This is a genomic window from Mycolicibacterium phocaicum (assembly GCF_010731115.1).
Taxonomy (GTDB): Bacteria; Actinomycetota; Actinomycetes; order Mycobacteriales; family Mycobacteriaceae; genus Mycobacterium; species Mycobacterium phocaicum.
Genome location: NZ_AP022616.1, coordinates 1743878 through 1761620, shown reverse-complemented (window position 1 = coordinate 1761620; position 17743 = coordinate 1743878). Strand labels below are relative to the sequence as shown.

The window sequence follows — 17743 nt, the reverse complement described above, 5'->3', positions numbered from 1 at the left end:
CTCCTGACCCCGGAATTGTGCATCCAGATTAGAGGGTGGCGGGTCACTCGTCGGACACTGCGGCGAACTTCGGGGAGCGGTCCCGGCTCCAGTAGGCGAGGCCGCCGATGACGCCGGCGACCGCGAAGGCCAGGACGGCCATCCAGATCGCGGCGGTTGTGAACGACCGTGCGCTCGGGTCGGTGTAGCGGGCCTGGGCCTTCATGGTGCTCACCACGCCGGGCTTGAGCTTCCACTGGACGATGTCGCTGGCGACTCGCTCGCCGTTGGTTGACGTGACGTCTCCGGGGAACGCCACCGACAACGTGACGTCGGAATCCGGGTCGGCCACTGTGGTCAGGTCGACGCGGCCTTCGAGGATCACCAGGTCACCGGCGCGGCGCAGCGAGATGTCGGCGCCGGCCGAGTCGCGGCTCAGGTTGGCCAGTTGGGGCACCTCGGAGAAGCTCAGGTCCGAGAACACGGCCTCGGACCCGACGTAGTCGTCCTTGCGGTAGTCCGAGACCACCACCTTCTGCGCGAACGGCAGGTTGTTGGTCAGCTGCGGGCCCTTGTCGTCCGCGTCTTTGGCCTTGGCGGAGGCGACGATCTGGCCGGACACCCGGTCGTCGGGCGAGACGGTGAGCGAGGTGTGGACGCGGACGCAGCCGACCGCCAGGGGGAGCAGCATCAGAAACAGCAGCAAGGCACGCAGGTGGCGGCGGCGGTTCACGCCGTTATCGTGCCAGACCGGGGCAGTCACAACGGTAGCGAACGGCCGAGGATGGCGAACGGCCGTGGATCGCCCGGGAAGAAGTAGCTGCGCATGACGTCATGGAAATCCAGCCGGCGGTACAGCCGCCAGGCCCGGTTGCCCTCGCCGGCGCTTTCCGGAGTGGACAGCAGGACGTGGGATTCCCGGCAGCCGGCGAGCAGCCGCCGTGCCAGCGCCTCGCCGAGTCCGTGACCCTGTGCCCGCGGGTGGATGTGCAGCTCGGTGAGCTCGAAATACCCGCTCATCAATTGCTCGATGCGTTCGCTGGGCGTACCGACGTGCCGCAGGCCCGTCGAGACCTGCTGGTGCCACCACTGGTCGGGGGCGCCTCGGTACCCGTAGGCGATGCCGAGCATCGGTGCCGACTCGACGGAGCCGCCGTCGGGAACGTCGAACGCCGCGACGCCCGTCCAACCCTCGCGCCGGGTGTGCTCCAGCCACATCGATGCGCGCTGGCGTTCGGTGCCCCGCGGATAACGCATGGCCTCGACGTAGACGGACAGCGCCTCGTCGAGTCGCTGCTGCATGTCGGCCGGCGACAGATCGGTCAGGAGTGTCGCCACGGTGTGTGCCTTTCGGTGCAGCTGGGATGTCGGTTTCGGGTTGCTGAACAGGCGCTGTCGCCCGGCCGACGTACCAGTCTTACAATTCGGGAGTCTGAAGTATGTGGTACGTGTCTGTGTGACCTCGTATCATGACAGTTAGGGATCCGTGACCACGGGTGCAGACGTCAGGAGCCGCTGCGGGCAGCGGTGTGAGTTGGGAGGCGCGGATGCCACTCTCCGATCATGAGCAGCGCATGCTCGACCAGATCGAGAGTGCGCTGTACGCCGAGGACCCGAAGTTCGCTTCGAGCGTCCGGGGCGGCACGCTGCACGCGCCGTCAGCGCGGCGGCGGCTGCAAGGTGCGGGGCTGTTTGTCCTCGGCCTGGCGTTGCTGGTGCTGGGTGTGGCCTTTCGGATCCTGTGGATCAACCAGCTCCCGATCCTGAGCGTCATCGGTTTCGTGGTGATGTTTGCCGGTGCGGTGTTCGCGGTGACTGGGCCCCGGGTGCTGTCCAAGGAGAAGTCGACGCCGTCGTCCGGCAAGTCCAAGCGCGCTCGCGCCGGCAACTCGTTCACCAACCGCATGGAAGACCGGTTCCGTCGCCGGTTCGATGAGTGATCGCTGACGCGTGACACAGGGGTAGCCGATTCGGCTGCCCCTGATTTTTTTGGGCCGTCCTGTGGCGGTGTGACGCCCGACACGCCGGGCCCGTAGCGAAATTTGCCGGCGGCGGCGTGCGCCGCGATTTTCCAGGGGCTGCGCTCCGCGGTTCCCCACAACGCCCCACCACACTTCCGCACGGCCATTCACCTGTGGTTTCCGCGTGCATCCAGGCGCTTTGATGCCGTGCTCCACCACCTACTTCCCGTGATTGCTGCGCCCGGTGGGGCAGATAAGGCCATTTTTAGACTTTGAATGGAGAGAAGTGGGGGATTGTGGGGTAATGTGGCGGACGTCGGAGAGACCGGACTCCGGAGTGGTGGGAGGTGCCTGATGTTCCTGGGTACCTACACGCCGAAGCTCGACGACAAGGGGCGGCTCACGCTGCCCGCCAAGTTCCGTGATGCACTGGCAGGAGGGTTGATGGTCGCCAAAAGTCCAGATCACAGCCTCGCCGTGTATCCCCGGGCCGAGTTCGAGGAAGAGATCGCCCGCCGCGTGGCGAGCACCCCCCGGAACGATCCCGCCGCTCGTGCCGACCTGCGCGTTTTCGCTGCGGGCGCCGACGAGCAGCACCCCGACGCTCAGGGCCGCATCACGTTGTCCGCCGACCACCGCCGCTACGCGAGTCTGACCAAGGAATGCGTCGTGATCGGTGCGGTGGACTACCTCGAAATCTGGGATGCCGCGGCCTGGCAGACCTACCAAGAAACTCACGAAGAGAACTTCTCCGCGGCAAGCGATGAAGCGCTCGGCAGCACCCTTTGACCTGCAGGCCCGTGCAGCGTGGCCTCTGCCCGAACCGGCCCTGGCGTACTTCCCCAACGTCAGGTTCGCGAACTCGGACAGAGACCTCGCTGCGGGGGCCGCACAAATCCACCAGCTGAAGCCTTATGGGGGTGTTGCGTTGACCGATCGCCGGCCGCACATTCCGGTGCTGCTGGACCGCTGCGTCGAGCTGCTGGCTCCGGCACTCACCCGGCGCGGCGCCGACGGTACCGGCGCCGTCATGATCGACGCGACATTGGGTGCCGGTGGCCACTCCGAAGCCTTCCTGTCCCGCTTTCCCGGTCTGACGCTCATCGGCCTGGACCGCGACCAGACCGCGCTGCGGCTGGCGGGGGAGCGGCTCGCGCCGTTCGGTGACCGGGTGCACCTCGTGCACACTCCGTACGACGGCATCGACGACGCACTCACCCAATCCGGTTACCGCCCAGGCGAACTGGATGGCATCCTGTTCGACCTCGGGGTGTCCTCGATGCAGCTCGACCAGGCCGAGCGCGGTTTCGCCTACGCCCAGGACGCGCCGCTGGACATGCGGATGGACCAGAGCTCCGGGCTGACGGCGGCGGACATCCTCAACACCTACGACGCCCGGGCGCTGACCCGCGTGCTGCGCGAATACGGCGAGGAGAAATTCGCCTCCCGTATCGCGGGAGCCATCGTCCGGGAGCGCGCCCGCCGCCCGTTCACCACGACGACCGAACTGGTCGAGCTGCTGTACGCGGTGATCCCGGCGCCGGCCCGTCGCACCGGGGGGCACCCGGCCAAGCGGACGTTCCAGGCGCTGCGCACCGAGGTCAACGGCGAGCTGGACTGCCTGCGCGCCGCGATACCCGCCGCGCTGAACGCGCTGCGTCCCGGTGGCCGCATCGCGGTCGAGGCCTATCAGTCGCTGGAAGACCGAATTGTCAAGGGGTACTTCACCGATGCCATCGCATCGCGTACTCCGGAGGGGCTGCCGATGGAGCTGCCCGGCTACGAGCCGCTCTTCACCTCGTTGACCCGGGGTGCCGAGCGGGCCGACGAACACGAACTCGAATTGAATCCGCGTAGCGCGTCGGTTCGCCTGCGCGCACTGGAAAAAGTTGCCACAAGGGGAGGTCTGTGATGGCAAAGCGGCCAGCACCGGTACGCGGCGGCAGCGCACGACGGGGCACCCGGTCCGGCGATCCGGATCCGCGCCGGCGCACCGCCGTGCGGCAGGACCCCGTGAACAAGCGGGATGTCAAGCGCGACAACAAGTCCGGTAACAAGGGCGAAACCCGCGTCAAGCGTGGCAAGCGCGACGTCCGGCCGCAGCGGTCCAAGCCCACCGGTGCCGGTCCGCAGACCACACCGTTCGCCCGGCCGACCGCTGCGCCGTCGCGCCCCAAGAGCGCGTCCCAGGCCAAGGCTCGGGCCAAGGCGCGTAAGGCCAAGGCACCCAAGGTCATTCGCACGCCACTGCGGGAGCGGCTGCTGATCCGTATCGCGGAGATGGACCTGGACCCGCGGCACCTGATCGCGCGTGTGCCGTTCGTCGTGCTGATCATCGGCGCGCTGGGTATGGGTCTCGGTGTCACGCTGTGGCTTTCGACCTCCGCGGCCGAGCGGTCCTACGAGTTGGGCCGGGCCAAGGAGATCAATCAGGCTCTGCAGCAACAGAAAGAGGCCCTCGAGCGTGACGTGCTGGTGGCCCAGGCCGCACCGGCGCTTGCCGACGCGGCCCGCAACCTCGGCATGATCCCGTCGCGCGACACCGCGCACCTGGTGCAGGACCCGACCGGCAACTGGCTGCTGGTCGGCAGTCCGAAGCCGGCGCAGGGTGTGCCGCCGCCACCGCTGAACACGCCGCTGCCCGAGGCGGCCCCGCCCGCCCCGGCCGCCGCGCCGCGTCCGGCCCCGGCGCCCGCCGCTGCTCCGGCACCGGCCCCGGCTCCCGCTGCCGCTCCCGTGCCTGCTCCGGCGGGTGTTCCGGCTCCCGCAGCTGTTCCGGTCCCGGGTGCTGTTCCGGCGCCGGCCGCGGCTCCGGCGCCCGTCGTGGTCGACCCGCGCGAGCAGGTCGTGCACGCACCGGCGCCCGCCGCTCCGGTGGTCCCGGCGCCTGCCCTCGCGGCGCCCGCGCCCGCGGCTCCGGCGCTCCCGATGCCTGGGCTGGGCACGCTGCCCGGCCCGGCGTTGCAGCCTGAGGCCGCGCTGCCGTCGCCCGTCGCACAGGCCCCCGTCGCCCCGGCCCCGGTCGCACAGGTTCCGGCCCCGGCTCCGGCCCCGTTGCCGGCGCAGCCCGCCCCCGGCCTTCCCGCATGACCGGCACGGGCCCGCGCAAGACCGGCGCCCCGCGGACCGGCGCGCCGCGCAAGCGGCAGCCGGCCGCCAAACCGCGTCCCGCGCAACCACATTCGGCACGTGAGCGGCGGACCCGCGAAGCGGTGGTCTCCGAGGGGCGGACCGGCTCGTTCGGGTTCCGGCACAAGACAGGCAACATCGTCATCGCGCTGGTGCTGCTGGCCTCGGCAGTGCAGTTGTTCTTCCTGCAGGGGCCGCGGGCCGCGGGCTTACGCGCCGAGGCGGCCAGCCAGCTCAAGGTCACCGACGTGGCGAAGGCGATCCGCGGCAGCATCGTCGACCGCAACAACGCCAAGCTGGCGTTCACCATCGAGGCCCGCGCACTGACCTTCCAGCCCAACCGGATTCGCCAGCAGCTCACGGAGGCGAAGGCCAAGACCCCGGCGGCGCCGGACCCCGACAAGCGTCTGAACGAGATCGCTGTCGGCGTGGCCGGTCTGCTGGGCAACAAGCCCGACGCCGCGACCCTGGCCAAGAAGATCACCGGCAAGGACTCGTTCGTCTACCTGGCCCGCGCCGTCGATCCGTCGATCTCCGACGCCATCACCAAGAAGTACCCCGAGGTCGGCGCGGAGCGGCAGGACATCCGGCAGTACCCCGGCGGCTCGCTGGCCGCCAACGTCGTCGGCGACATCGGCTGGGACGGCCACGGCCTGCTCGGTCTCGAAGACTCCTTCGACGCAAAGCTTTCCGGCACCGACGGCTCGGTCACGTACGACCGCGGCTCGGACGGTGTGGTGATCCCCGGCAGCTACCGGGACCGGCACGACGCCATCAACGGCGCGACGGTGCAGCTCACCCTCGACAACGACATCCAGTACTACGTCCAGCAGCAGGTGCAGCAGGCCAAGGACGTCTCGGGCGCACATGACGTGTCCGCCGTGGTTCTCGATGCGAAGACCGGCGAGATCCTCGCCATGACCAACGACAACACGTTCGACCCGGCGCAGGAACTGAGCCGCCAGGAAGACAAGCAGATGGGCAACCTGCCCGCGACGTCACCCTTCGAGCCGGGTTCGGTCAACAAGATCGTCACCGCGGCGTCGGTCATCGAGTTCGGCCTCTCGAATCCCGATGAGGTGCTGCAGGTTCCGGGCAGTTACAACATGGGCGGCGTCACCATCCGCGACGCGTGGGGCCACGGTGTCGACCCGTACACGACCACCGGTGTCTTCGGGAAGTCCTCGAACATCGGCACCCTGATGCTGGCCCAGCGGGTCGGCCCGGAGCGCTTTGCGGACATGCTCACCAAGTTCGGCCTCGGCCAGCGCACCGGTTCCGGACTGCCGGGTGAGAGCGCGGGCCTGGTGCCGCCCATCGATCAGTGGTCGGGCAGCTCGTTCGCGAACCTGCCCATCGGCCAAGGTCTTTCGATGACGCTGCTGCAGATGACCGGCATGTACCAGGCCATCGCGAACGACGGCCTGCGCATCCAGCCGCGCATCGTCAAGTCGATCGTCTCGGCCGACGGCACCCACCAGGACCAGCCGGCGCCCGAGAGCGTCCAGGTCGTGTCGCCGCAGACCGCGGCGACGCTGCGCAACATGTTCCGCTCGACCCTCCAGCGCGACCCGCGCGGCACCCAGCAGGGCACCGGCTGGCCGGGAGCTGTCGAGGGCTACCAGATGGCCGGCAAGACCGGCACCGCGCAGCAGATCAACCCGGCATGTGGCTGCTACTACGACGACCACTACTGGATCACCTTCGCCGGCATGGCGCCGTCGGACGACCCGCGCTACGTCGTCGGGATCATGGCCAACAACCCACAGCGCAATGCCGACGGCACTCCGGGCCACTCGATGGCCCAGCTGTTCCACAACATCGCGGCGTGGCTGATGCAGCGGGAGAACGTGCCGCTGTCGCCGGACCCGGGTCCTCCGCTGATCCTGCAGGCGACCTGACGGGGCAGGCGCCCGCGAGAGGCCCGGTACTGTGTCATGGCCATGTCTTTGCCTACCTTGCGCCCCGCTGATCCCGCCGGAGCTGCGCTGGGCTCATTGGCCGACCATGTTGGCGCAGCGCTGCCGGCCGAGGCGCACGCCCGGGACCTGCGGGTCACCGGCGTCACTCTGAGCAGCCGGGACGTCGTCGCCGGTGATCTGTTCGCGGCGCTTCCGGGTTCGGCCGCGCACGGCGCGCGGTTCGCCGCCGATGCCGTCGCCGCCGGTGCTGCCGCCGTCCTGACGGACCCGGACGGCGTGGAGCTTCTCGACGTGGACGTCCCCGTGCTCGTCCATGCCGACCCGCGGGCGGTGCTGGGTGAGGTCGCCGCCGAAATCTACGGGCGGCCGTCCGAGCGGCTGCACGTCATCGGCATCACCGGGACCTCGGGCAAGACCACCACCACCTATCTGGTCGAGGCCGGGTTGCGTGCCGCCGGCCGGGTCGCCGGACTGATCGGCACCGTCGGCATCCGGATCGACGGCCGCGACCTGCCGAGTTCCCTGACCACCCCCGAGGCGCCGGCGCTGCAGGCGCTGCTGGCCACCATGGTCGAGCGTGGTGTGGACACCGTCGTCATGGAGGTCTCCAGCCATGCGCTGTCGCTGGGGCGCGTGGACGCCCTGCGCTTCGCGGCCGGCGGTTTCACCAACCTGTCGCGGGACCACCTCGACTTCCACCCGACCATGGACGACTACCTGGACGCCAAAGCCCGGCTGTTCCAACCGGATTCGCCCACTCACGCGGCGGTGTCTGTGGTGTGCGTCGACGACGACTGGGGCCGGAAGATGGCCGCCCGGGCTCTCGACCCCGTCACCGTCAGTACCACCGGCGAGGCCGACTGGACCGTCACCGGCATCGAGACAGACCGCGGTGGCCAGCAGTTCACCGCCGTCGGCCCCGACGGTGCAGAGCACCGGCTGCGGATCGGCCTGCCCGGCGGCTACAACGTCGCCAACGCTCTGCTGGCCGTGGCGCTGCTCGACGCGGTGGGCGTGTCCCCGGAGCAGGCCGCCCCCGGACTGGCCACCGCCAGCGTTCCCGGCCGGTTGCAGCCCATCGACCGCGGGCAGGACTTCCTCGCGCTCGTCGACTACGCCCACAAGCCCGGTGCTCTGGAGGCCGTGCTGCAGACGCTGCGCCCGCAGACCAGCGGCCGGTTGGCCGTCGTCTTCGGGGCCGGTGGCAACCGTGACGCCGGGAAACGCGAACCGATGGGACGCATCGCCGCGGAACTGGCAGACCTGGTCGTCATCACCGACGACAATCCGCGCGACGAGGACCCCGACCTGATCCGGGCGACCATCGCGGCAGGTGCCGCGGACGGATCGGCCGAGGTGGTGGTCATCGGTGACCGCAGGGCCGCCATCGACCATGCCGTCGGCTGGGCCCGGGCGGGGGACACCGTCCTGGTCGCGGGCAAGGGGCACGAGTCGGGCCAGACCCGCGCCGGTCAGACCCGCCCGTTCGATGACCGTGATGAATTGGCCGCCTCGCTCGATGCAGCGGCCGGGAAAGCTGGGGAGTCACCCGCATGATCGACCTGACCCTGGCAGAGATCGCCGACATCGTCGGCGGCGAACTGTCCGACGTCACGCCCGAGGCTGCTGCCGCGACGCGCGTGACCGGAACCGTCGAATTCGACTCGCGGGCCGTCACGGCGGGCGGGCTGTTCCTGGCGTTGCCGGGCGCCCGGACCGACGGGCATGACTTCGCCGCGGGCGCGGTGGCGGCGGGTGCCGTCGCGGTGCTGGCGGCCCGGCCCGTCGGGGTGCCGGCCATCGTGGTGAAGCCGGTTGCCGGACAGGTTGATTCGGCATCCGGTGCGCTGGAGCACGACACCGACGGCTCGGGCGCCGCCGTGCTGGCGGCGCTGGGCAAACTGGCCCGCGCCGTGGCCGACCGGCTGGTCGCCGGGGGCCTGCGGATCATCGGTGTCACCGGCTCGTCGGGCAAGACGTCAACCAAGGACCTGCTGGCCGCCGTGCTCGCGCCGCTCGGCGAGGTGATCGCGCCGCCGGGATCGTTCAACAACGAGCTCGGCCACCCGTGGACGGTGCTGCGGGCCACCGAAGACACCGACTTCCTGGTGCTGGAGATGTCGGCGCGGCACCCCGGCAACATCGCCGCGCTCGCCGCCATCGCACCGCCGTCGATCGGTGTGGTGCTCAACGTCGGCACCGCGCACCTCGGCGAGTTCGGCTCGCGCGACGTCATCGCGGCAACGAAATCGGAACTGCCGCAAGCTGTTCCGGCAGACGGTGTCGTCATCCTCAACGCCGACGACGGTGCCGTCGCGGCGATGGCCGACGTCACCGGGGCCCGCGTGGTGCGGGTATCGCGGTCGCCTGGCGCCGATCTGTGGGCCGGTGACGTCACCCTCGACGAATTGGCCCGTCCGCGCTTCACCATGCACGCGGGGGAGCAGCAGGTCGACATCACGCTGGCGGTGCACGGCGATCACCAGGTGTCCAACGCGCTCAGCGCCGCCGCCGTCGCGCTGGAATGTGGTGCGACCCTGCAGCAGGTGGCCGACGCACTCGCCGGCGCCGGGCCCGTCTCGAAGCACCGCATGCAGGTCACCACCCGGGCCGACGGCGTCGTCGTGGTGAACGACGCCTACAACGCCAACCCCGACTCGATGCGGGCGGGGCTCAAAGCGCTGGCCTGGATGGCCAAGTCGGCGCGTGCCGAATCCGGCGCGCCGGTGCGTAGCTGGGCGGTGCTCGGCGAGATGGCCGAACTGGGTGACGACGCGATTGCCGAACATGACAGCATCGGTCGACTGGCCGTGCGTTTAGATGTGTCACGACTGGTTGTCGTCGGAACCGGGAGGACTATGGGCGCCATGCAACACGGCGCGGTGATGGAAGGCTCGTGGGGCAGCGAGGTATCGCCCGTCCCGGATGCCGGGGCCGCACTTGATTTGCTGCGCGCCGAGCTGGAGCCCGGCGATGTCGTGCTGGTCAAGGCCTCGAACTCCGCGGGGCTCGGCGCGTTGGCCGAGGAGCTGGCGCGGGAGGGGCAGGCATGATCCAGATCCTGTTCGCCGTCGGTATCGCGCTCGCGGTGTCGATCGTGCTGACGCCGGTGCTGATCCGGCTCTTCACCCGCAGGGGCTTCGGTCACGAGATCCGCGAGGACGGCCCGGCCAGCCACCAGAAGAAGCGCGGCACGCCGTCGATGGGTGGCGTGGCGATCGTCACCGGCATCTGGTGCGGCTATCTCGGCACCCATGTGGTGGGGCTGCTGGTCGACGGCGAAGGGCCGTCGGCCTCGGGCCTGCTGGTGCTGGCTCTCGCCACGTCGCTGGGCGCCGTCGGTTTCATCGACGATCTGATCAAGCTCCGCCGGGCCCGCAACCTGGGTTTGAACAAGACCGCCAAGACGATCGGCCAGCTGGTGTCGGCCGTCTTGTTCGGCGTGCTGGTGCTGCAGTTCCGCAACGGTTACGGGCTGACGCCGGGAAGCGCGGGGTTGTCGTACGTGCGCGAGATCGCGACGGTGACGCTGGGTCCGGTGCTGTTCGTGTTGTTCATCGTGGTGCTGGTCAGCGCGTGGTCCAACGCCGTCAATTTCACCGACGGCCTGGACGGGCTGGCCGCGGGCGCCATGGCGATGGTCAGCGCGGCGTATGTCCTGATCACGTTCTGGCAGTACCGCAACGCGTGCGCCACCAGCCCGGGGCCGGGCTGCTACAACGTCCGTGATCCACTGGATCTGGCGCTGGTCGCGGCGGCGACGGCGGGTGCCTGCATCGGTTTCCTGTGGTGGAACGCCGCGCCGGCCAAGATCTTCATGGGCGACACCGGCTCGCTGGCGCTCGGCGGCATCATCGCCGGCCTGTCGGTGACGAGCCGGACCGAGACGCTGGCGATCGTGCTCGGCGCCCTGTTCGTCGCCGAGGTGACCTCGGTGGTGGTCCAGATCCTGGCCTTCCGCACCACGGGGCGCCGGGTGTTCCGGATGGCGCCGTTCCATCATCATTTCGAGCTGGCCGGCTGGGCCGAGACCACGGTGATCATCAGGTTCTGGTTGCTCACCGCCATCGCCTGCGGGCTCGGGGTGGCGCTGTTCTACAGCGAGTGGCTCTCGGCGGGTGGCCGCTAGACACGCGGCTCACAGCCGACATTCAGTATGTGCGCGGTGGCGCCGGGGCGCGCTGTTAGGGTTCGCGCCATGAACGTCGAGAAGTACCTGGTCGGGCCCGTTGGGTTGGCGACCGTCGTGCTGGCAGGCGCGGCGCTGATCGCCGGCTGCGGCGGTTCGGACGGCAAGTCCGGGAACGGCCAGGCCGCGGCGAAGTACGACATCGCGAAGGTCGGCAGCGCCAAGAGCAGCCTGCCGCCGGGTTACGACCCGATGGATCTGGAGGCGGACACCGTCACCCAGGAGAAGCTGGATGCTCCGGGCGTCGGTGCGCTCACCACCACGCCGCCGTCGGTCGTCACTCCCGCCGAGTGCGCGTCGCTGCTCAAGCCGCTCGCGCCGGCCGGCGTCGGCGCCAAGACCGCGGGCTTCATCGGCAGCAACCAGGACGGCAACACCGTCATCGTGATGGCGGCCGAAGCAGCCGGCACCGTCGGCGAACTCGGCCATGCGGGCTGTGACCACATCACCGTCGACTCGACCGACGGCGTCACCGCGACGGTCGAGCGCGTCCCGGGCCCCGATATCGCGGGCGCGAAGACCATGGGCGTGCAGGCGCACATCACTGCCAATGGCAAGGCCATCGAGGAGACCACCTACACGGCCGTCATGGGTGACAAGACCGTGGCCGTCGTGCAGGCCGACGTCGACCCGCAGGTCGCCAAAGACCTGCTCGTCAAGGCGGTCGCGGCGATCAAGTCCTAGTCCCCGAGCCTTGGGCCCACGTCTGTGGGTGAAGTCTCGGCCCGCGGCGGCGTCGACCGTGCCGGCATGAGCCCGGCGGATTGAGTGTGCGGTACCGCTGCTCGGTACTCGACCTTTTTCTGCCCAGGCGCACGGTCAATGTTGGGGTGGATTGACTGTGCGTTTCTGCTGCTCGGTACTCGACATTTCTCGGCGTAGACGCACGGTCAACCGGCTGTGGCAAATCGCCCCATTCCGGCGACACGCGCCGGATGTGCCGCGCCCTGCGGGTGCGACAGGGGAGGATTTTGGGATGCAAGGGACAGTTGTGGTTTTTGTGACCAATGTGAACGACGAGGTCGGGTAGTCACATGCCGGACATCCTTGCCAAGCTCCGTCGGGGCAAAGCCGGCCCGGAAGGCCCGCAGGCCCCCGACGAGAAGACGCCGAGCGCCGCCGCGGACGGCGGCAAAGAGACGGGCAAAGACGCCGCAGAGACGGCCGCGAAGCCCGCCCAGCCCAAGCTGCAGGGTCCCCGGGCCCGGTTCGGCGCCTGGCTGGGCCGGCCGATGACGTCGTTCCACCTGGTCATCGCATGCGCGGCGCTGCTGATCACGCTGGGCCTGACCATGGTGCTCTCGGCTTCGGGCGTGCACTCGTACGACGAGGACGGCTCGCCCTGGACGATCTTCGCCAAACAGGTGCTCTGGACCGTCATCGGCCTGATCGCGTTCTACGTCGCGCTACGCCTGCCGATCGCGTTCATGCGCCGGATGGCGCTGCCGGCGTTCATCGTCAGCCTCGTGCTGATCGCGCTGGTGCTGATCCCGGGCATCGGCCATCTGTCCAACGGTGCCCGCGGTTGGTTCGTCGTCGCCGGCTTCTCCATGCAGCCGTCCGAGCTGACCAAGATCGCCTTCGCGATCTGGGGTTCGCACCTGCTGGCGACGCGCCGCATGCAGCACGCCGGCTGGAAAGAGCTGCTGTTTCCGCTGGTCCCGGCCGCTGTGCTGGCGCTCGGCCTGATCGTCGCCGAGCCCGACCTCGGCCAGACGGTGTCGGTGAGCATCGTCCTGCTCGGCCTGCTCTGGTACGCCGGGCTGTCGCTGCGGATCTTCCTCAGCTCGCTGGTCCTGTGCATCGGGGCGGCCGCCATCATGGCGGTCTCGGCCGGCTACCGCTCCGACCGCGTGCGGGCCTGGCTGGACCCCGACTCCGACCTGCAGGGCATCGGTTACCAGTCGCGGCAGGCCAAGTACGCGCTCGCCAACGGCGGCATGTTCGGCGACGGGCTGGGGCAGGGCACCGCGAAGTTCAACTACCTGCCCAACGCACACAACGACTTCATCTTCGCGATCATCGGCGAGGAGCTCGGCTTCATCGGCGCGGCGGGCCTGCTGGCGCTGTTCGGCCTGTTCGCTTACACCGGCATGCGGATCGCCCGCCGGTCGGTCGACCCGTTCCTGCGGCTGCTGACCGCCACCACGACACTGTGGGTCGTCGGCCAGGTGTTCATCAACGTCGGTTACGTGCTCGGCCTGCTGCCCGTCACGGGTATTCAGCTGCCGCTCATCTCTGCCGGCGGAACAGCAACGGCCACAACACTTCTGCTGATCGGCCTGATTGCCAATGCGGCGCGCCACGAGCCCGACGCGGTGGCTGCGCTGCGGGCCGGCCGCGACGACCGGATGAACCGGATCCTGCGGCTGCCGCCGCCGGTGCCGTATTCGCCGACCACCTTGGACTCGGCCCGGGACCGGTTGCGTGGCCGGGGCGACAAGGCCGGCGACAAGCAGGTCCGCAAGCCCGCCGCCCGGCAGGCCAAACCCGCCAAGCCGGCAAAGCCCACGAAGTCGGCGCGGCCCACCCGGCAGGCCACCCGGCAGGAACCGCCGCCCCGGCAGCGCCGCACCGACGCCCCGAGGCGCCCGCGGCGCACCGAGGAACCGGACCGGCGGTCCGACCGCGGCCGCAGTAAGCGTGGCAACCCCGTACCGGCCGACGGTGCCGGACGGCGTGCAAGGCAAAATGGTGACCTCAAGGGTCACGGGCGACGTGACCCGCGCCGGTCGGACCCGCGGGTCCGCACATTGGAAGGTCAGCGGTACGGGTGAGTGGTGTGAGTTCGGGCCGAGGCGAGCGGAGCGACGGGGAAACACACCCAGGCGAGCGGAGCGACGGCGGAACTCGCGGCATCTCCGTGGTGCTGGCCGGCGGCGGCACCGCAGGTCACATCGAGCCCGCGATGGCGGTTGCCGACGCGCTGGTGGCGCTGCGGCCCGACGTCCGGATCACCGCCCTCGGCACGGCCCGCGGGCTGGAAACCCGGCTGGTCCCCGAACGTGGCTACGACCTCGAGCTGATCACCCCGGTTCCGTTGCCGCGCAAGCCTTCTGCCGACCTGGCCCGGCTGCCACTGCGGGTTCGCGCCGCGGTCCGCGAGACGCGTGACGTTCTCGACGCCGTCCAGGCCGACGTCGTCGTGGGGTTCGGCGGTTACGTCTCGCTGCCGGCCTACCTCGCCGCCCGCGGCGGGGGACTGCGCCGTCGCCGCACCGTTCCGGTCGTGGTGCACGAGGCCAACGCCAGCGCGGGCTGGGCCAACAAGGTCGGCGCCCGCTCGGCGCGCCGCGTGCTGGCCGCGGTGCCGGATTCGGGGCTCAAGGGCGGCGAGGTCGTCGGGATCCCGGTGCGTGAGTCGATCACCGCACTCGACCGGGCCGCGCGGCGCGCGGAGGCCCGCAAGTTCTTCGGCTTCGCCGACGACGCCCGCGTGCTCCTGGTGTTCGGTGGCTCCCAGGGTGCGCAGTCGCTGAATCGCGCCGTCTCCGGTGCGGCCGAAAACCTGGCTGCGCAAGGCGTTTCGGTCCTGCACGCCTACGGCCGCAAGAACACCCTCGAGCTGCCGGAGCCGGCACCGGGTGCGCCGCCCTATGTCGGGGTGCCGTACCTCGACCGCATGGATCTGGCTTATGCGGCAGCCGATCTGGCCATCTGCCGGTCCGGCGCCATGACCGTCGCGGAGGTCAGCGCGGTCGGTCTGCCCGCGGTCTACGTGCCGTTGCCGATCGGCAACGGCGAGCAACGACTCAATGCACTCCCGGTGGTCGACGCCGGCGGCGGCCTGCTGGTCGACGACGCCGAGCTCACCCCGGACTTCGTCACCGAACGGATCGGAACTCTGATGGGCGACACCGCCGCACTGGACCAGATGACGACGGCGGCCGCGCTGGCCGGCCACCGCGACGCGGCGCGGCGGGTGGCGCAGATCGCCCTCGACGTGGCGGCGGGTATCCGATGACGGCGCGGCAGCTGCCACCCGAGCTCGCCCGGGTGCACATGGTCGGTATCGGCGGTGCCGGGATGTCCGGTATCGCCCGCATCCTGCTGGACCGCGGTGGCCAGGTGTCCGGTTCGGACGCCAAGGAGTCCCGTGGTGTCGCGGCCCTGCGGGCCCGTGGTGCCGAGATCCGGATCGGGCACGACGCGTCGTCGCTGGACATGCTGCCGGGCGGCCCGACCGTCGTGGTGAGCACGCACGCGGCCATCCCCAAGGACAACCCCGAGCTGGTGGAGGCCCACCGGCGCGGCATCCCGGTGATCATGCGCCCGGTCGTGCTCGCCAAGCTGATGGACGGCTATCGCTCGGTGCTGGTGACCGGCACCCACGGCAAGACCACGACGACCTCGATGGTCATCGTGGCGTTGCAGCACAGTGGTTTCGACCCGTCGTTCGCCGTCGGTGGCGATCTGGGTGAGGCCGGCACCAACGCGCATCACGGCAGCGGCGACTGCTTCGTGGCCGAGGCCGACGAGAGCGACGGTTCGCTGCTCGAATACACACCCGACGTGGCGGTGGTGACCAACATCGAGGCCGACCACCTCGACCACTTCGGCAGCGTCGAGGCCTACACCGCGGTGTTCGACGACTTCGTGGCCCGGCTGCGTCCCGGCGGCGCGCTGGTGGTGTGCGCCGACGACCCGGGTGCCGAGGCGCTGGCCCAGCGGTCGGCGGAGCGCGGTGTTCGGGTGCTGCGGTACGGCATGGGCAGTGCGCAGCGCACGGATCTGGAAGCGACGCTGCTGACCTGGCAGCAGCAGGGCACCGGTGGGGTGGCGGCCATCCAACTGGCGGGCGAGCCGCACCGCCGGGGCATGCGACTGTCGGTGCCGGGCAAGCACATGGCGCTCAACGCCCTGGCCGCGCTGCTGGCGGCCCGTGAGGTCGGCGCCGATCCGGAGGCCGTGCTCGACGGCCTCACCGGGTTCGAAGGTGTGCGGCGCCGCTTCGAGGCGGTCGGAACTGCTTACGGCGTCCGGGTTTTCGACGATTACGCGCACCATCCCACCGAGGTCCGGGCGACGCTGGAAGCGCTGCGCGCGGTGGCCGGCACATCGCGGTCCATCGTGGTGTTCCAGCCCCATCTGTATTCGCGCACACAGACTTTCGCGAAGGAGTTCGGTCAGGCCCTCGATCGTGCCGACGAGGTGTTCGTCCTCGATGTCTATGCCGCGCGGGAAGCCCCGTTGGCAGGCGTCAGCGGCGCGAGCATCGTCGAGCACGTCTCGGCCCCGGTGCATTACGTGCCTGACTTCTCCGCGGTGGCCGAGCAGGTGGCGGCCAAGGCGGGTCCCGGTGACGTCATCGTCACGATGGGCGCCGGCGACGTCACGCTGTTGGGGCGCGAAATCCTGACCGCACTGGAGGTCAAGGCCGACCGCGCCGCCCCGGGACGGCCCACGCCGTGACCGGGGCGGACGGCTCGGGGGAGCCGGCTACCGAACCCGTTGCGGCGCAGGATGATCCGGTGCAGGGCGAGACGGCAGAAGACGTCGTGCCGGACAGCACCGCGCCGGACGCCGCGGCAGAGTCCGCCGCCGAGGAGGCGCCGGACGCCGCGTCGGCCGATCCCGCGTCACCCGACTACGAGGGGCCGCGTCGCCGGGCCCGGCGCGAGCGGGAGGAACGCCGCATCGCGCTGGAGCGGGCCAGGGCCCTGGAGCAGGCGCGTCAGGAGGCGCGGCGCCGCGCGGCAGGCCTGTCCGAGCAGCCCAAGGCGCCCACACGGGGCGTCATCCGCGGCCTGAAGATGTTGTTGTGGTCGGCGGTGACGGCCGTCGTCGCCGTCGCACTGGGTCTGGTGCTGTACTTCACGCCGATCATGGCGGTCCGCCACACCGTGGTCACCGGTCTGGGCACCCTGACCGAGGACCAGGTGACGGCGGCGGCCGCGGTCAAGCCGGAGACGCCGCTGCTGCAGGTCAACACCGACGCGGTGGCCGAGCGGGTCGCCACGATCCGGCGGGTGGCAAGTGCCCGGGTGCAGCGGGAGTACCCGTCGACCCTGCGCATCACGGTGCTGGAGCGGGTTCCGGTGGCGGCCAAGGAGTACCCGGACGGCCCGCACCTGTTCGACCGCGACGGGGTGGATTTCGCGACCGAGCCGCCGCCGCCGGGCCTGCCGTACCTGGATGCCGACAATCCCGGTCCCAAGGACCCGGCGACGCTGGCGGCCCTCGAGGTCCTGCTGTCGCTGCGTCCCGAGGTGTTCAGCCAGGTCGCGCGCGTCGGGGCGCCGTCGGTCGCCGGTGTCACGCTGACGCTGAACGACGGTCGCGAGGTCATCTGGGGGACCACCGACCGCACCGAGGAGAAGGCGCTCAAGCTGGGCGCGCTGCTCACGCAGCCGGGCCACACCTATGACGTGTCCAGTCCCGACCTGCCGACTGTGAAGTAGCTCATCGACTTCCCGTCGCTGAGCTCGCCCAGGCCAAGAAAAATCACGTGAACTCTCGGCGCGCCTGCACGGCTGCGGCGTGGCCGCGGCCTACCGTTCTGTTTGCGCGGAACAACTTGACATAACTCTAACCCTATGGTTGAGGTTTAGGGTTTTGATTCG

At 70.1% G+C, this 17743-nt stretch carries 15 protein-coding genes; 13 read left to right on the top strand and 2 right to left on the bottom strand.

Annotated elements, in window-relative coordinates; all coding sequences use genetic code 11:
• Positions 1-43: 43 nt before the first annotated feature.
• Both G6N46_RS08525 and G6N46_RS08520 read right to left on the bottom strand, forming a co-directional pair.
• Positions 44-670 carry an LppM family (lipo)protein gene (locus tag G6N46_RS08525; RefSeq protein WP_174557730.1) on the bottom strand — a complete coding sequence of 209 codons (627 nt, stop codon included), beginning with the start codon at positions 668-670 and terminating at the stop codon, positions 44-46.
• Positions 671-738: 68 nt separating this feature from the next.
• The gene (locus G6N46_RS08520) at positions 739-1317 is read right to left on the bottom strand and encodes a GNAT family N-acetyltransferase (RefSeq protein ID WP_073698088.1); all 579 of its coding nucleotides are present in this window, start codon (positions 1315-1317) and stop codon (positions 739-741) included.
• A gap of 209 nt (positions 1318-1526) precedes the next feature.
• On the opposite strand from G6N46_RS08520, the gene G6N46_RS08515 reads away from it, so the two are divergent.
• The 13 genes from G6N46_RS08515 (at position 1527) to G6N46_RS08455 (ending at position 17581) form a co-directional block, all read left to right on the top strand.
• Entirely contained in the window at positions 1527-1919 is a 393-nt protein-coding gene (locus G6N46_RS08515; protein ID WP_073698087.1) for an SCO2097 family morphological protein, read from the top strand.
• A 375-nt stretch (positions 1920-2294) separates the two neighbouring features.
• A complete protein-coding gene (mraZ, locus tag G6N46_RS08510) occupies positions 2295-2729 on the top strand; it encodes a division/cell wall cluster transcriptional repressor MraZ (protein ID WP_073698086.1) in 435 nt (144 codons plus the stop codon).
• Positions 2704-3852 (top strand): 16S rRNA (cytosine(1402)-N(4))-methyltransferase RsmH, encoded by a 1149-nt coding sequence (gene rsmH / locus G6N46_RS08505; protein WP_174814034.1) that lies wholly within the window; start codon positions 2704-2706, stop codon positions 3850-3852. Before mraZ ends, rsmH begins: the two co-directional genes overlap by 26 nt.
• Positions 3852-5030: a cell division protein FtsL gene (locus G6N46_RS08500; RefSeq protein ID WP_163692660.1), complete on the top strand. Its 1179-nt coding sequence runs from the start codon at positions 3852-3854 to the stop codon at positions 5028-5030. The genes rsmH and G6N46_RS08500 overlap by 1 nt, the downstream gene beginning before the upstream one ends.
• Entirely contained in the window at positions 5027-6970 is a 1944-nt protein-coding gene (locus tag G6N46_RS08495) for a peptidoglycan D,D-transpeptidase FtsI family protein (protein ID WP_138248643.1), read from the top strand. The genes G6N46_RS08500 and G6N46_RS08495 overlap by 4 nt, the downstream gene beginning before the upstream one ends.
• Before the next feature lie 42 nt (positions 6971-7012).
• Positions 7013-8548 (top strand): UDP-N-acetylmuramoyl-L-alanyl-D-glutamate--2,6-diaminopimelate ligase, encoded by a 1536-nt coding sequence (locus tag G6N46_RS08490; RefSeq protein WP_407665087.1) that lies wholly within the window; start codon positions 7013-7015, stop codon positions 8546-8548.
• On the top strand, positions 8545-10044 hold the full coding sequence (locus G6N46_RS08485) for a UDP-N-acetylmuramoyl-tripeptide--D-alanyl-D-alanine ligase (RefSeq protein ID WP_138248645.1): 1500 nt from the start codon (positions 8545-8547) through the stop codon (positions 10042-10044). Before G6N46_RS08490 ends, G6N46_RS08485 begins: the two co-directional genes overlap by 4 nt.
• A complete protein-coding gene (gene mraY / locus G6N46_RS08480; RefSeq protein ID WP_061001150.1) occupies positions 10041-11120 on the top strand; it encodes a phospho-N-acetylmuramoyl-pentapeptide-transferase in 1080 nt (359 codons plus the stop codon). Before G6N46_RS08485 ends, mraY begins: the two co-directional genes overlap by 4 nt.
• Before the next feature lie 69 nt (positions 11121-11189).
• The gene (locus G6N46_RS08475; RefSeq protein ID WP_138248646.1) at positions 11190-11864 is read left to right on the top strand and encodes a DUF5642 family protein; all 675 of its coding nucleotides are present in this window, start codon (positions 11190-11192) and stop codon (positions 11862-11864) included.
• 350 nt (positions 11865-12214) lie between these two features.
• Positions 12215-13957, top strand: a complete 1743-nt coding sequence (gene ftsW / locus G6N46_RS08470) for a putative lipid II flippase FtsW (protein ID WP_138248647.1) — start codon at positions 12215-12217, stop codon at positions 13955-13957.
• A gap of 86 nt (positions 13958-14043) precedes the next feature.
• Positions 14044-15144 carry an undecaprenyldiphospho-muramoylpentapeptide beta-N-acetylglucosaminyltransferase gene (murG, locus tag G6N46_RS08465; RefSeq protein WP_407665189.1) on the top strand — a complete coding sequence of 367 codons (1101 nt, stop codon included), beginning with the start codon at positions 14044-14046 and terminating at the stop codon, positions 15142-15144.
• Positions 15141-16592 carry a UDP-N-acetylmuramate--L-alanine ligase gene (gene murC / locus G6N46_RS08460; protein WP_138248648.1) on the top strand — a complete coding sequence of 484 codons (1452 nt, stop codon included), beginning with the start codon at positions 15141-15143 and terminating at the stop codon, positions 16590-16592. The genes murG and murC overlap by 4 nt, the downstream gene beginning before the upstream one ends.
• Positions 16589-17581, top strand: coding sequence for a cell division protein FtsQ/DivIB (locus tag G6N46_RS08455; protein WP_138248649.1), 993 nt, complete (start codon positions 16589-16591; stop codon positions 17579-17581). The genes murC and G6N46_RS08455 overlap by 4 nt, the downstream gene beginning before the upstream one ends.
• Positions 17582-17743 lie beyond the last annotated feature (162 nt).